Consider the following 14,417-nt stretch of genomic DNA (forward strand, 5'->3'; position numbering starts at 1 on the left):
GCCATGCCGTTTCGGGGTGGATCGGCGGAATGCGGTGTGGTGCGGCGATGTTCGCGCGTGCTCAATCCGGCTGCGGCCAGTCCTTCAGCAGGTCGACGTAGCGTTGCCGCACCGCCGCCACCTTCGCGTCCAGGTCCTCGGGATCCCAATCGCCGACATCGATGGGTTCGAGGATCGCGACATCGACGATGCCCCGGCGCGCGACCATCGCGTTGCGCCTGCAGATCTCGCCCGCATTGCGGATGACGATCGGGATGATCGGCACGCCCGCCTGGATCGCGATATGGAACGCGCCCTTCTTGAACGGGCCGACCTCCGGTGTGTAGGACCGGGTGCCCTCGGGTGCGATCGCGATCGACAATCCGCCGCGCAGCGTCTCGACCACCGGGGCGAGGGCGGCCTTGGCCGCGCTCGTGCTGGAGCGGTCGATGAAAGTCACACCGACGAAACGCATCAGCGGTCCGAAGATCGGGTTGCGGGTCAGCTCCTTCTTGCCGATGCCGGTGACGCCGCCGCCGAGCACCTCGGGGACGATGATGATGTCGAACTGGCTCTGATGGTTGAACAGGAACACCGCGGGCCGCGGCGCGCGGGCGTGCTCGGCGCCGAGCACCCGCAGCTGAACACCGGTGACGCTCAAGGTGTTACCGGCGGCGTGTGCCATCAGGCTGTCGGCCATCCGCTGCCGGTCCCTGGTGCCCCACTCGGTCGCGACGCCGTAGCACGCGCCGCCGAGCAGGCCGGCGAAACCCGCCGCGGTGCGCAGGTAGTCGCCCGCCCGCGCGGCCTGTCGCGGGACGAAGTGCAGTGCGGACCAGTTCTGCTCGGTGGCCGTCGCGGTGAGTTGCGGGTCCGGGTTCACCGCCGCCGGGTGCCCGACCAGCGCCAGCAGCGGGAGGTCGGCGCCGCTGTCCGCGTAGCCGTAGCTGTGCGCCAAATCGAGGCCGTTCGCGTGGGCGAACTCGCGTACCGCCTGCGCTTTGCCGTTGCGCCACAGCGTCTTTCCATCGGCATACCCGGTGAGGACGCCGTCCTGGGTGGCCATGGGCGTGCACAGCACGTGCTCGATCCCGAGCGCCGCCGCCGCGTCCGCCACCTGGAAGCGGGTCAGCGAACTGGCGAGCACCACGGTGTGGCCCGCGTCCCGGTGGGTGCGAATCAGTTGCCACGCTTCGGGATACAGGTACTCGTAAGTGGTCCCGTGGAACAGTTCGGTGCCGAGCTCGTCGAGTTCGGCCTCGGTGCGGCCCGCCAGCACGTCGGCGAGCTGGTGCAGCCACCGCCCGTACGCGCCGTCGGTGGTGCTGTTGCGGATGCCGCGCAGCAGCACGCCCGCGACATCGCGGCGGCGGGACAATCGCCGAAACACCCCGGGCGCCGGGAGTCCGGCGATGACGGTGCCGCCGAAATCGAAGATCGCGGCGATCCGCGCGCCCTGTGGACCGGACCGGATCGCGGCCAGCCGCGCCGCCAGGCCGGCCTCTGGACCATCGGTGCCAGCGCTCACCGCAGCACCCGATTCGACGGGTCGAGGGCGGCGGCTTGGGAGATGCGGGCGCCGATGGTGCGCAGGCGTTCGGCGAATTCCACTCGGCGCTCGGTCAATTCGGCTCTGGTCTTGGCCGAGTCGTCCGACACGCGTTCGAGCAGGCCGTAGTTGTCCGCGAGTTTCAGTGCGCTGGTGAACAGTTCGGTGGACACCGATTCCGGGCTGTGCAGCCGCTGCTGCAGCATCATCTGCTTGCCGACCGCGACGCATTCGGCGATGAGCTGCTTGCGGTCGATCTCGGTCTCCGGATCCCGCGCGGCCAACCGCTCGGCTACCACCAGTTGCGCGTCGAAGAACGAACGAAGCACGCGGTGCGCCATCATGAATCCGGAGTCGGTGAGCTTGGTCATCACCTCGGAACCGAGGGTGTTCTCCCTGGTGTGACTGTGCCACTGGGGATCGAGCAGCAGCATCTCGGCGGTCATCTGCTCGGCGAACTCGGCGCGCTCGGGGAAGAAGAACTCGAATTTCAGCAGGTCGCGCAGGCGGAAGGCCTCGTCCCATCCGGTCGTCAGCTGGTCGGCGCCGTCGCTGTCGAGCGCGGCCAGGATGGACAGCTCGAGGATGGCCCGGTGGACGAACCAGTGCACCGCGCTGTTGCGGTAGAACGCGGCTTCCAGGTGCGCGCCCGCCTCGATCGAGTACACCGGCTCCAGTCCGCCGCGGTACACGGTGACCACCTTGGCCAGCGAGAGTTGTTCCAGCACAACGGCAAGGCCCTGGTCGTCGCGCAGCGCGGCGAGTTCACCGTGTGGCAGGCCGCGCTTCTCGATGTAACCGAGCACGGGCGCGAGCACCGTGCGCACCTCGCCGAGGGTGAGCGCGCGCTCGTGCACGCCGAGCAGCGCCAGGGTGACCAGCGCGTTGACCGTCACCGGGGTGACCGCGTTGATGCCGACGGCGATCTCGAACGCCAACCGCTGCACGGCTTTGCGCTCCAGTTCGGCGATCTCAGGGGTGTCCGGCACGCCCTGCCCGAGTTCGGTGTGCCCGATCGGCGCGGGCTCGGTGCGATGCAGCGGAATGGTCAGCGGCGGCGTGGTGAGCGGATCGCCGTGCGCGGCAAGCCGATCCCGGGCCGAGAGCGGTTCGCCGAAGCGCACATACACGTGCCCGGCCGAATGCTGCTGGCTGCGCACGTACCGGGCCAGCCAGGTGAGCCCCTCTGGCTTCTTCTTGCCGCCGACCTGCTCGGTGGCGATGGCGCCCAGCTCGTTGAGTCGCTCGTAGGTGATCGAGACCGGCACCAGCATGACGTCCTCGACCCGATGTGAACGCACCGCCGAGGCAAGGTAATTCAGCAGCCCGTAACGCGGTGGCCGCAGCTTGCCGGTGCGGGTGCGCCCGCCCTCGAAGTACCACTCCAGGTTGAATCGTTTGGCGAGCAGGTAGGCGAAGTACTCTTCGACCACCGCCTTGTACACCTCGTCGTCGCCGAAACTGCGGCGGATGAACACGGTTCCGGTGCGGCGGGCGATCGGGCCCATCGGCCAGAAGCTGAGGTTGGCTCCGCCGATCACATGGTTGGGCGGGAAGTCGTTGCGGGCCAGCACATCACCGAGCACGAACGCGTCGACGTAGGACCGGTGCGAGGGCAGGAACACCAGCGGGAAGCGCCGATTCAGGTCGCGCAGACCGGCCAGGCCGGAATCGTCGGAGTCGACCTTCCAGGTCGAGGCGTGGATGGGCCGCATCGCCTGGGTGAACAGGTCGGAGACCAATCTGCTTTGCGCGGCGACGAGTTCGTTCAGCGCCTTTTCCGCCCGGCGATACACCTCGTGCGGGCTCGCGCCGATCTGGTCGGCGATGAGTTCGAGCCTGCGCAGGAAGTCGGGGGAGTCGAGGATCTCCTCGGCGACCAGCCGGGGCACCTTGTAGCGGTCGCCGATGATGGTGCGTTCGGCCCGCTCCAAAGCGACCACGGCGGCGCGCACGATGGCGCGGGCGAACGGTTCCGCCGTGCCCTTCGCGAACAGGGCCGCCGCTTCGGGATTGTTCGCGCGCAACTCGCTGAGTAGCGCGGGCGCTCCGGTGAGCACCACGTGCCGGTTCGGCTGGCCGACCAGTTTGCGCTGGGCGAGCCGGTTCGGCTTGCGCGGATTGGTGAGCAATGCCATGTCGGCGAAGGTGATCCGGCGCACGCCGTCGCGTTCGGGGGGCAGCCAGAGCACGCGCACCGGAACGACGAGGGGATCGTCGTGCCTGCCGACCAGCCGGGCCGCGATCGCGCCCGCGTCCAGATCCAGCTGGGTGACCGGCGCGGTGCTGCCGAATTCGCCGGCGATGCCGCCGTTGCCGAGCCAGTTCCCGATCAGCTCGCGCTCCACCGCGGAGGCCGCGTCGACCAGGGCCACCACCGATTCCGGCGCCGATCCCGGCTGGATATCCGCGGGCGATCCGCCACGGTGCTCGATCATGACCCGGTCCCTCCGACGAAGATCCTGTTCCGTCTCCGCGCCCTCCGGTGCCATCGCGGTCGCGTCGGCGGTCAGCGCGGATTCGGCTCGGCCCGTTCCGGCGAGCTTCCCGTACTCATGCGGTGCTGACGTGTTGCGTCGGGGCAGGATCACTATGTGCGTTGGACTGGATCATAGGTCGCGGCGGGGCCGCGGGGTCGCAGGTTCGTTTCCATTGCAACTAGATCGACTTGCCGCGCCGATCCGAGGTCGGGTGCGCATGCCGAATTAGGCTGCGCGGATGGACTGGGCGTTGCGCGCGTGCGGCTGGCACGGTCACTACACCTACCAGCCGGAGGAGCCGGAGCTGGCCGCGCGGCTGCGGGTGGACACCGTGGCCGGGGTGGCGTGGCGCTGCCTGCGCTGTGGCACGTTTGTGCCGGGTGACCCGGTGGGGTCCGGGCCCGCCGAGCACGCGCCGGAGGTGCCGCGCGGACGGCTGCTGCGCGACCGCTGGTTGATGCGCGTGCTGGCGATCGAACGGCTGCTGCGCGGGCTGGTGCTGGTGGCCGCCGCGTTCGGGGTGCTGAAGTTCCGGTCCTCGCGCGAGACGATGCGCGCGGCCTTCGATCGGGACCTGCCGCTGCTGCGCCCGCTGGCCGACCAACTCGGCTGGGATATCGACCGTTCGAAGCTGGTGCGCTTGATCGATGAGGCGTTCTCGCTGTCGAACACGACCCTGCTGTGGGTAGCGCTCGGCGTCTTCGCCTACGCCGGGCTGCAGGTGATCGAGGCGAGCGGCCTGTGGCTGATGAAGCGCTGGGGTGAGTATTTCGCGGTTGTCGCGACGAGTCTGTTTCTGCCGCTGGAGATCTACGAGTTGACCGAGAAGGTGACCGTGCTGCGGGTCGGCGCCCTGCTGATCAACGTTGTCGCGGTGATCTGGCTGCTCTACTCGAAGCGGCTGTTCGGGTTGCGCGGCGGTGGTGCCGCCTATCACGCCGAGCACAGTGCAGAGAGTTTGCTGAGCGTCGAGCGCTCGGCCCTGGCAGTACCGTCGAACTAGGCTTCCGTGGGTTTTCGGCTGTGTTCGCCAGCACAGCTCTTCTTGAATCAGGTAATGCTAACCTTACCTCCAAGTCAGCCAGTTTTGAGCTTTTGGAGGATCGTTGTCGACCACGGACGAACGCTTGCGGGTGGAGTATGTAACCGATCCGGCGGCAGCGATGTCCCGACTGGCGGGGGCTGATCGGTTCGGTGAGTACGTCATGTACGAGAGCCCGGGCGAATGGGTCTTCGCCGCCGATCCGATCGGTGGCATCGAATTGGATGTCGAAGAGCTGCGGGTCACCTGGGACGGGAAGACGACCACCAGCAAGTGGGAGGGCAGCCCCGCCACCGTCATCGATCGGGCGCTGCGTGAGCTCCCGTTGGCCGGGCGCAACGCCTACGGCTGGATCGGATTCGAGTTCTGCGCATGGGCGTTCGCCGCGACCGAACACCTCGATCCGCGGACGACGGTGGCGCACTTGATGGTTCCCCGGATCGAGGTCCGGGTCGGCGCCTCGGGCGTCCGGGTCTCCGGCGCCACCCCGACCGAGACCGGCGACATCCACAGCCTGATCGCCGAGTCGCAGGAATCCGAACTGCCGCAGGCGCATCCCGCCGATGTCCGGATCGACCCGACCGGGTATCGGGACCGGGTGGCCGAGGCGGTCGGCGAGATCCAGGCGGGCCGGTACCAGAAGGTGATCCTGTCCAGGAAGGTCGATCTGCCGTTCGTGGTGGACGTGCCTGCGACCTACCGGCTCGGCCGGGCGAACAACACCCCCGCGCGCTCGTTCCTGCTGCGCCTCGGCGGCCTCGAGGCGGCGGGCTTCAGCCCGGAACTGGTCGCCTCGGTCGACGAGAACCGGGTGGTGACCACGGAACCGCTGGCGGGCACCCGCGCCTTCGGCCGCGGCGAGGCCGTCGATATGGCGGCCCGTGCCGACCTGGTCAGCGACCCGAAAGAGATCGTGGAGCACGCCATTTCGGTGCGCACGTCGTTCGCGGAGATCGCCGAGGTGGCCGACCCGGGTACCCCGGCGGTCTCCGATTTCATGGTGGTGCGCGAGCGCGGCAGCGTGCAGCATCTCGCGTCCACGGTGCGCGGCCGCCTGGCCGCCGACCGGAGCAGCTGGGACGCACTCGAGGTGCTGTTCCCCTCGGTCACCGCCTCGGGCATTCCCAAGCGGGAGGGCATCGATTCGGTGTTCCGGCTCGATCACGACCCGCGTGGCCTGTATTCCGGTGCGGTGGTGACGGTTTCGCCCACCGGTGCGCTGGAGGCGACGCTGGTGCTGCGCGCGGTCTACCAGAACACCGAGGGCGCCTGGCTGCGCGCCGGTGCCGGCATCGTCGGGCAATCGCGCCCGGACCGGGAGTTCGAGGAGACCTGCGAAAAGCTCGGCAGCATCGCGCCCTACGTGGTGCGCGCCTGACAGTGTGACGGGCAGTACGCCGAAAGGTGCACTGCCCGTTTTCTGTTCGCTCATCCTTCGCGGGCGCGCAGCACCTTTTTGTCGATCTTGCCGACGGCGGTGACGGGCAGGCTGTCGGCGCGACGGAGCACGTCGGGCAGTTTGTAGGTGGCCAGCCCGCGCTCGATCAGGAAGGTCTTGATCTCGACCAGCGTCGGCATGTCGCCGTCGACGACGAGGACGGCGCAGACCTTTTCGCCGAGCGTGGGATCGGGCAGGCCGACCGCGGCGGCGTGCCGCACCGCCGGGTACGCGAGCAGGTGCTCCTCGAGTTCGTCGCAGGAGATGTTCTCGCCGCCGCGATTGATCACGTCCTTGATCCGGCCGGACACGATCAGATGGCCGCTCGGCAGCCTGCGCACCAGATCGCCGCTGCGGTAGTAGCCGTCGGGGGTGAAGGCGCGGGCGTTGTGCTCGGGCGCACGGTAGTAGCCGCGAATCGTGTAGGGGCCCTTGGTCAACAGCTCGCCCTCCGCGCCCGGCGGCACATCGTTGCCGTCGGCGTCGACCACCCGGATCTCGTCGTCGGGTGAGAGCGCTCGGCCCTGCGTGGTGCACAGCAGTTCGGTGTCGTCGTCGAGCCGGGTGTAGTTGAGCAGGCCCTCGGCCATGCCGAAGACCTGTTGCAGGGTGGCGCCCAGCGCGGGGGTCACCTCGCGCGCGTTGACCTCGGCCAGCTTCGCGCCGCCGACCTGGAGCAGGCGCAGCGAACTCAGGTCGGCCTCCTCCCATTCGGTTGCGGCACACCACAGTTGGGCCAGCGGCGGCACCACGGCGGTGACCGTCACCCGGTGCCGTTCGATCGCCGCGAATGCGCTCTCCGGGCTGGGGTCGGTGATGAAGCTCACCGCGCCGCCGACGCTCACGGTGCCGAGGATGCCGGGGCAGGCGAGTGGAAAGTTGTGTGCGGCAGGCAAGGTGGCCAGGTAGACGTCGTCCGCGGTGAGCTCGCAGATCGCGGCGCTCGCGGTGGCGTTGTAGGCGTAGTCGTCATGGGTGCGCGCGATGAGCTTCGGCAGACCCGTTGTCCCGCCGGAGACGAGCATCAGCGCGATATCGCTCGGATCGATCGGCGGCAGTGTCTCGCCCCCGCGGGGCACCGAGGCCAGGTCGGTTCCGGCGCCGGGCTCGCCGACCACGAGCACATGCCGCAGCGTCGGTACCGCGGCCCGTACCGACTCGGCCAGCTCGCGATAGTCGAAGTCGCCGAGCCGGTCGACGATGATGTAGGCGACGGCCTCGGAAAGCGCTGCCAGATGCTCGATTTCGGCCCTGCGGTGGGCGGGCAGCGTCAGCACCGGAATGATGCCAGCGCGCAGCGCGCCGAAGAGCACGGTCAGGAATTCGGGCACGTTCGGCAGTTGCACCACCACCCGGTCGCCCGGCGCGATGCCCAGTGCCAGCAGGCCGTGCGCCATCCGGTCGGCTTCGGCGTCGAGCCAGGCGTAGCTGCGCGTCTGTTCGGCGTCGAGCAGCGCGGGCCGGTGCGGATGCCGCTTCGCGGTGTCGCGCAGCAGATCGGCCAGCGGGCGCCCGGTCCAGTATCCGGCTGCTCGGTAGGCGTCGGCGGCCTCGTCGGGGAAGCCGACATAGCCATCGCGATGCGTGGTGGATGTCGAAGTCACGGTCTTGCCTCACAGATGATTCGAGCCGAGCGCGGTGCGCGAAGCCCGGCAGATATAGGTTAGGCAACCCTATCTCACTCGGTTCGGCACGGCTACGACGGCTATGACCGCTGGTCGCGCGGCCGGGAGGAAGGTCGCGTGTCCGTTTAGACTCGGTCGCTATGAGCAGGTGGGACACCTCGAACATGCCCGACCAGACCGGACGCACCTTCATCGTGACCGGCGCGAACAGCGGGTTGGGGGCCGTCACCGCGCGTGCGCTCGCCCGGGCCGGGGCGCGGGTGGTGCTGGCCTGCCGCAACGTGGCCAAAGGGGAGCGTGTGGCCGCGGACCTGGGGGAGCGCGCGGTCGTGCGCAGGCTGGATCTCGCGGACCTGGCCTCGATCCGCGAGTTCGCCGCGGCCAGCGAGGGGGCCGACGTGCTGATCAACAACGCCGGGGTGATGGCGCTGCCCGAGCTGCGCACCGCCGACGGCTTCGAAATGCAGGTGGGCACAAACCATCTCGGGCACTTCGCGCTGACCGGGCTGCTGCTGCCCAAGATCTCGCAGCGGGTGGTCACCGTGGCCAGCGGTGCGCACGTGATCGGCAAGATCGACCTCGACGACCTGAACTGGGAACGCCGCAGGTACCAGCGCTGGCAGGCCTACGGCCAGGCGAAGCTGGCCAACCTGCTGTTCGCCTTCGAGTTGCAGCGCAGGCTCACCGCCGCGGGCTCCTCGACGATCTCGGTCGCCGCGCATCCCGGCTACGCCTCGACCGAATTGCAGTCGCACACCGAGTCGATCCAGGACCGAGTGATGTGGCTGGGCAACCGGCTGCTCGCGCAAAGTGCCGAAATGGGCGCGCTGCCAACGCTGTACGTGGCGACCACGCCGGTGGCGCCGGGCAGCTACTACGGCCCGACCGGCCTCGGCGGACTGCGCGGCTACCCCGGAGTCTCTGGCTCGTCGCGGGCGGCTCGTGACGAAGCCGTCGCGCGCGGGCTGTGGGAGTTGTCGGAGAAGCTGACCGGCGTCAGCTACGACTTCGGCGGGTAGCGCCTTCGGTTCCCCAGTGCGCCGCGGGCTGGACGCGCCGCGAGTAGCGAGGTGGCGGTGAGTGGTCCACATCACTCACACGGCGATGTCACACCTCGCGTCGCTGCGCCGTCGTCTCTGTAGCACCGTCCCGCACGGCAGGAACCAGAAAGAAGGCAGACATCATGAGCGCTCGTTTCAACCTCTTCGGCAACCGCGTCGCGGCCAGCTTCGTCAAGCGGCTCACCACCGCGGGCCGGGTGATCAACGAATCCACGCTGCCCGCAACGACTTACGAGCTGGTCAAGATCCGGGCCAGCCAGATCAACGGTTGCGGCTACTGCACCGACATGCACACCAAGGACGCCGCGCACGCCGGGGAGACCTCGGTGCGGCTCAACCTGGTCGCCGCCTGGCCGGAGGCCACCGTCTTCACCGAGGCCGAGCGCGCCGCGCTGGCGCTCACCGAAGAGGCCACTCGGATCGGGGACGGGCGCGGCGTCAGCGACGAGGTGTGGCAGGAGGTGGCCAAGCACTACGACGAGGACCAGATCGCCGCGCTCATCGCCGCCATCGCGATGATCAACGCCTGGAATCGGATGAACGTCATCGCCCGCACCCCCGCGGGCGACTACACCCCGGGTCAATGGGGGTGAACTCCCGACCTGGTACAGTCGCCGACGTGCAGCGCGTGTATTTCTGGTTTAGCAAGCCGGCCCTGGGTGGGCTGGTCTGCGGCAACCACATGCGCTGACGACATTCCACCCCGAGCCGGATATGGACCGGCTCGACGGGGTTTCACGTCCGTGGGTCGGCCTGAGAAAAGGAACCCACGACCATGACCCGAGCTGCCGCCATAGATTCACGGCACGCCCTCTCCTCGACCGAGCAGCACGCCTCGTCGAATCGCACCGCGATGCACGCGGACCTGGATGACCAGCGCACCATGAGCGTCAGCCCGCTGCGCTCGCCCGCCGAGGTCCGTCGCGTGCACCCGATCACCGACGAGCTGGCCGACACCGTCCGCAAGGGCCGTGCCGCCACCGTCGACGTGCTCAACGGCGCCGACGATCGCCTCATGGTGATCGTCGGCCCCTGCTCGGTGCACGATCCCGCCGCGGCGCTGGACTACGCGCACAGGCTGGCCGCCAAGGCCGCCGAACTCGACGATCGGCTGCACGTGGTGATGCGGGTGTACTTCGAGAAGCCGCGCACCACGCTCGGCTGGAAGGGCCTGATCAACGATCCGCACCTGGACGGCTCCTTCGACGTCAACACCGGTCTCGGCATCGGCCGCAAACTGCTCGTCGACATCACCGCCCTCGGGCTGCCGGTGGCGTGCGAGTTCCTCGACCCGATCACCCCGCAGTACATCGCGGACCTGGTCTCCTACGGCGCCATCGGCGCGCGCACCGCGGCCAGCCAGGTGCACCGGCAGTTGAGCAGCGCGCTGTCCATGCCGGTCGGCATCAAGAACGGCACCGACGGCGACGTGCAGGTCGCGGTCGACGGCGTGCGCGCCGCGGCGGCCAGCCACGTGTTCCCCGGCACCGACCTCCACGGCCGAGCGGCGCTGATCCAGACCACTGGTAACCCGGACTGCCACGTGATTCTGCGCGGTGGCAGCAGCGGCCCGAACTACGACGCCGCCTCGGTGACCGAGGCCTGTCTGCGGTTGGAGAAGGCGGCGCTGCCGCAGCGGCTTGTCGTCGACGCCAGCCACGGCAACAGCAACAAGGACCACAACAAGCAGGTCGACGTGGTGACCGATATCGCGCAGCGGCTGGCCGCCGGGGAACCCGGCGTGGTCGGGGTGATGCTGGAGAGCTTCCTCGTCGCGGGCAGGCAGGACCTCACCCTCGGACGCTCCGACGAGCTCACCTACGGGCAGTCCATCACCGACGCCTGCCTGGATTGGGAAACCACCGCGGGCCAGCTCGAGCGGCTCGCCGACGCGGTCGCGGAGCGCCGTAAGCGCTGACGGCCGTGCCGGATTCGGCTGCCCGTCCGCCGCGGAGGGGCAGCCGGCGGTCGGTGGGTCCAGCAACCGAAAAGTGGACCGCGACGCGCGGTCCGCGGCTCGGCGAGAATCGGCGGTGTGATCGAGATGGCGGCGGTGCTCGGGGTGGCGACGGTGGCGTTGGGCATGGTGCTGACGCCGGGGCCGAACATGATGTATCTGGTGTCGCGCACGGTGGCGCAGGGCAGGCGGGCCGGGCTGGTGTCGCTCGGCGGCGTCGCCGCGGGATTCGGGGTGTATCTGATCGCGGCGGTTGCCGGGATCACCGCGGTGTTCGCGGTGGTGCCCGGCCTCTACCTGGCGGTGAAGCTGGCCGGTGCGGCCTATCTGCTCTGGCTGGCCTGGCAGGCGTTGCGGCCCGGCGGCACCTCGGTGTTCGCGCCCGCGGCGCTGCCCGCGGATCCGGCTCGGCGGCTGTTCACCATGGGCTTGGTCACCAACCTGCTGAATCCGAAGATCGCGATCATGTACATGGCGTTGATCCCGCAGTTCGTGGTGCCCGGCCACGGCCAAGTCTGGTTGCAGAGCCTGTGCCTCGGCGCGGTGCAGATCGCGGTGGCGCTGACGGTGAACGGCATGATCGTGCTCGGCGCGGGCGGCATCGCGACCTTTCTGACCGGTCGCCCGCTGTGGCTGCGGGTGCAGCGCTACCTGATGGGAACGATGCTCGGCGTCATCGCCGTCTTCGTCGCCACCGACCGCGCCCGACCCACTCCGGCCTGACCTGCTCATTCGGTCGCTCGTGGTGCGCGACCGAACGGGGCGGGGTGTGGCACGGTGAGCGGCATGGTGGAATTCGGTGCGGGGGGTGTGGCGCTGGCCGGGTATTTCGGGTCGGCGGTCGGTGCGGTGCAGCATGTCGGGGAGTTGTTCGGGGTCTTCGCGTTCGCGAGTTCGGGCGCGCTGCTCGCGGTGCGCCGGGATTTCGACATATTCGGCATCGTCGTGCTGGCCTGCAGCACGGCGCTCGGCGGCGGTGTCATCCGGGATCTGCTGATCGGGCGCACCCCGCCCGCGGCCTTCGTGGATCTGAGCTATCTGTGGACCGCGCTGCTCGCCGCGCTGGTGATCTTCTTCTGGCATCCGTCGCGGCGGCTGACCAAGGGCCCGCTCGAGGTGGCCGACGCGTTCGGTCTCGGATTGTTCTGTGTGACAGGCACCGTCGTCGCCTACACCGCGGGCGCGGGCGCGCCATCGGCCGCACTGCTCGGCCTGGTCACCGCGATCGGCGGGGGTGTCATCCGCGATCTGCTCGGCGGGCAGACGCCGAATGTGCTTCGGCCCGACCAGATCTACGCCGTGCCGGCGCTGCTCGGCGCGGTCTGCACCGCGGTGCTGCTGCATTTCGATCTCTACCGCGCGTGGACCGGTGCGCTGGCGGCCTTGGGCGCCATCGGGTTTCGTCTGCTCGCACTGCGTTTCCACTGGCATGCGCCGCAGGCGCGCCGGCGACCGGAACCACGCGGTCAGATCACTTGAGCCGGTACGTCAGCTGCGCGAACTGCCCGAACCGGGTGACATCGACCAGTTCGAGCCGATCGGAGTGGATGCGCCGGGGCAGCAGCGGCGCCCCCGCGCCGAGGGTGACCGGCGCGATGCCCGCGATGATCTCGTCGAGCAGACCCGCGTCGGCGAACTGGCCTGCCAGCTCACCGCCGCCGAGCACCCAGATGTTGCGATCGCCCGCGTCGGCGAGCATGTCCCTGTGCACCGGCTCGACCGCACCGGACACGAAACGCAGGTTCGCGCCGGGGATGACGGGCAGCTCGCGGTGAGTGAAGACCCAGCACGGCCGATCGCCGTAGGACTTGTGCCAGTTCTCGGGTTCGTCGTTGGCCAGAATCCATTCGTACGTGGTCGCGCCCATGCACATCGCACCGATGCCGTCGATGAATTCGGCGACATTGTTTTCGGCCATCTCGTCGGCCGCCGCGACGGTGAACAGCCAGTCGAGCGAGTTGTGCTCGTCCGCGAGATAGCCGTCGAGGGTCGTTGCCGTGAAGTATTGCGTCACCATGCGACCTACCCTGCCAGCGAACCCTGACAGGGTATGTCAAGTTTTCCGAGTGGTCAGCGAATGCCGGCGCGGAGCCGGCGGACGCCCTCGTCGATCGTCTCGTCGCGCTTGCAGAAGGTGAAGCGCACCAGGTGATTCCATGCGGCGGCGGCATCGGCGAACACGCTGAGCGGCACCGCGGCGACCCCGAGACGCTTGGGCAGCTCGCGGCAGAAGGCCAGGCCGTCGGCCGAGCCGAGCGGGGTGATGTCGCCGCAGACGAAATAGCCGCCCGCGCTGTAGGTCACGGCGAACCCGGTGTCGGCGAGCGCGGCGGAGAGGCGAACCCGCTTCTCGGACAGGTCGTCTCGCAGACCTGCCACCCAGTCCAGCTCGTTGTTCAACGCGTGGGCGATCGCGGGCTGGAACGGGCCGCCGCCGACGAAGGTCAGGAACTGCTTGGCGGCCAGCACGCCGTCGATCAATTCCTTGGGGCCGCACGCCCAGCCGATCTTCCAGCCCGTGACGTTGAAGGTCTTCGCGGCACTGGACACCACGACGGTGCGCTCGGCCATGCCGGGCAGCGTGGCCAGGCTGATGTGCTCGGCGCCGTCGAACACCAGATGCTCGTAAACCTCGTCGGTGAGCACCAGAAGGTCGTGCTCGCAGGCGATTTCGGCGATCGCCAGCAGATCGGCCCGGCCGAGCACGGTGCCGGTCGGGTTGTGCGGTGAATTGACCACCAGCATCCTGGTCGCCGGAGTGACGGCGGCGCGCAGGCTGTCCAGGTCGAGCACAAAGCGGTCACCGTCGGCGACCAGGTGCGCGGTCCGGCGCTGGGCGCCCGCCAGCGCGACGGCCGCGGCGTAGGAGTCGTAGTACGGTTCGATCAGCACCACTTCCGCGCCCGGCTCGACCAGCCCGAGGATCGCGGCGGCGATCGCCTCGGTAGCGCCGACGGTCACCAGCACCTCGCTGTCGGGGTCGTACTCGGTGCCGTAGCGACGGGCCCGATCGGCCGCGATGGCGCGGCGCAGCTCCGGCCTGCCCCGGCCCGGCGGGTACTGGTTGAGGCCGTCGGCGATGGACTGCCTGGCCACCTCGAGCATGCCGGCGGGCCCGTCGGTGTCCGGGAAGCCCTGCCCGAGATTGACCGCGTCGTGGCGCACCGCGAGCTCGGTCATCTCGGCGAAGATCGTGGCGGCGAACGGGCGCAGGCGGGCAACGGTGGCAGGTTGCGGAGGCATATTCGCAGCGTAGTGAATTCGGTGCGGGCCAGGGCCGCCGGAG

The 14,417-nt window shown here is 69.2% G+C and carries 12 protein-coding genes; 7 read left to right on the forward strand and 5 right to left on the reverse strand.

The window, feature by feature from the left end:
• Positions 1–61 precede the first annotated feature (61 nt).
• Together F5X71_RS03710 and F5X71_RS03715 are read right to left on the reverse strand one after the other, a co-directional pair.
• Positions 62–1,507, reverse strand: coding sequence for an HAD-IB family hydrolase (locus F5X71_RS03710; protein WP_167460676.1), 1,446 nt, complete (start codon positions 1,505–1,507; stop codon positions 62–64).
• A complete protein-coding gene (locus F5X71_RS03715) occupies positions 1,504–3,966 on the reverse strand; it encodes a glycerol-3-phosphate 1-O-acyltransferase (protein WP_167460677.1) in 2,463 nt (820 codons plus the stop codon). The genes F5X71_RS03710 and F5X71_RS03715 overlap by 4 nt, the downstream gene beginning before the upstream one ends.
• 280 nt (positions 3,967–4,246) lie before the next feature.
• On the opposite strand from F5X71_RS03715, the gene F5X71_RS03720 reads away from it, so the two are divergent.
• Both F5X71_RS03720 and nbtS read left to right on the forward strand, forming a co-directional pair.
• A complete protein-coding gene (locus tag F5X71_RS03720; RefSeq protein ID WP_167460678.1) occupies positions 4,247–5,011 on the forward strand; it encodes a DUF2127 domain-containing protein in 765 nt (254 codons plus the stop codon).
• 103 nt (positions 5,012–5,114) lie between these two features.
• On the forward strand, positions 5,115–6,428 hold the full coding sequence (gene nbtS, locus F5X71_RS03725; protein ID WP_167460679.1) for a nocobactin biosynthesis salicylate synthase NbtS: 1,314 nt from the start codon (positions 5,115–5,117) through the stop codon (positions 6,426–6,428).
• A gap of 50 nt (positions 6,429–6,478) precedes the next feature.
• On the opposite strand, the gene F5X71_RS03730 is transcribed toward nbtS, so the two are convergent.
• Positions 6,479–8,092 carry a (2,3-dihydroxybenzoyl)adenylate synthase gene (locus F5X71_RS03730; RefSeq protein ID WP_167460680.1) on the reverse strand — a complete coding sequence of 538 codons (1,614 nt, stop codon included), beginning with the start codon at positions 8,090–8,092 and terminating at the stop codon, positions 6,479–6,481.
• Between the two features lie 161 nt (positions 8,093–8,253).
• On the opposite strand from F5X71_RS03730, the gene F5X71_RS03735 reads away from it, so the two are divergent.
• From F5X71_RS03735 to F5X71_RS03755, 5 genes are all read left to right on the forward strand, one after another.
• Positions 8,254–9,132, forward strand: coding sequence for an oxidoreductase (locus F5X71_RS03735; RefSeq protein WP_167460681.1), 879 nt, complete (start codon positions 8,254–8,256; stop codon positions 9,130–9,132).
• Positions 9,133–9,296: 164 nt separating this feature from the next.
• Positions 9,297–9,767, forward strand: coding sequence for a carboxymuconolactone decarboxylase family protein (locus tag F5X71_RS03740; RefSeq protein WP_167460682.1), 471 nt, complete (start codon positions 9,297–9,299; stop codon positions 9,765–9,767).
• Positions 9,768–10,027: 260 nt separating this feature from the next.
• Positions 10,028–11,092 carry a 3-deoxy-7-phosphoheptulonate synthase gene (locus F5X71_RS03745; protein ID WP_167466183.1) on the forward strand — a complete coding sequence of 355 codons (1,065 nt, stop codon included), beginning with the start codon at positions 10,028–10,030 and terminating at the stop codon, positions 11,090–11,092.
• A 117-nt stretch (positions 11,093–11,209) separates the two neighbouring features.
• Positions 11,210–11,854 (forward strand): LysE family translocator, encoded by a 645-nt coding sequence (locus F5X71_RS03750; protein WP_167460683.1) that lies wholly within the window; start codon positions 11,210–11,212, stop codon positions 11,852–11,854.
• A 63-nt stretch (positions 11,855–11,917) separates the two neighbouring features.
• A complete protein-coding gene (locus tag F5X71_RS03755; RefSeq protein WP_238815701.1) occupies positions 11,918–12,610 on the forward strand; it encodes a trimeric intracellular cation channel family protein in 693 nt (230 codons plus the stop codon).
• Here the strand turns inward: F5X71_RS03755 and F5X71_RS03760 are convergent.
• Together F5X71_RS03760 and F5X71_RS03765 are read right to left on the reverse strand one after the other, a co-directional pair.
• Positions 12,603–13,148, reverse strand: coding sequence for a dihydrofolate reductase family protein (locus tag F5X71_RS03760; protein WP_167460684.1), 546 nt, complete (start codon positions 13,146–13,148; stop codon positions 12,603–12,605). The genes F5X71_RS03755 and F5X71_RS03760 overlap by 8 nt on opposite strands.
• A gap of 53 nt (positions 13,149–13,201) precedes the next feature.
• On the reverse strand, positions 13,202–14,374 hold the full coding sequence (locus F5X71_RS03765; protein ID WP_167460685.1) for a pyridoxal phosphate-dependent aminotransferase: 1,173 nt from the start codon (positions 14,372–14,374) through the stop codon (positions 13,202–13,204).
• Positions 14,375–14,417 lie beyond the last annotated feature (43 nt).

Origin of the sequence: Nocardia brasiliensis, from assembly GCF_011801125.1 — a bacterium.
Classification (GTDB): Bacteria; Actinomycetota; Actinomycetes; order Mycobacteriales; family Mycobacteriaceae; genus Nocardia; species Nocardia brasiliensis_C.

Excerpts from the sequence above, each read along its gene's own strand:
- F5X71_RS03740 (WP_167460682.1), top strand. The coding sequence starts at position 9,297 with ATGAGCGCTCGTTTCAACCTCTTCGGCAACCGCGTCGCGGCCAGCTTC.
- F5X71_RS03720 (WP_167460678.1), top strand. The coding sequence starts at position 4,247 with ATGGACTGGGCGTTGCGCGCGTGCGGCTGGCACGGTCACTACACCTAC.
- F5X71_RS03735 (WP_167460681.1), top strand. The coding sequence starts at position 8,254 with ATGAGCAGGTGGGACACCTCGAACATGCCCGACCAGACCGGACGCACC.
- F5X71_RS03765 (WP_167460685.1), bottom strand. The coding sequence starts at position 14,374 with ATGCCTCCGCAACCTGCCACCGTTGCCCGCCTGCGCCCGTTCGCCGCC.
- F5X71_RS03745 (WP_167466183.1), top strand. The coding sequence starts at position 10,028 with ATGCACGCGGACCTGGATGACCAGCGCACCATGAGCGTCAGCCCGCTG.
- F5X71_RS03755 (WP_238815701.1), top strand. The coding sequence starts at position 11,918 with ATGGTGGAATTCGGTGCGGGGGGTGTGGCGCTGGCCGGGTATTTCGGG.
- F5X71_RS03715 (WP_167460677.1), bottom strand. The coding sequence starts at position 3,966 with ATGATCGAGCACCGTGGCGGATCGCCCGCGGATATCCAGCCGGGATCG.
- F5X71_RS03760 (WP_167460684.1), bottom strand. The coding sequence starts at position 13,148 with ATGGTGACGCAATACTTCACGGCAACGACCCTCGACGGCTATCTCGCG.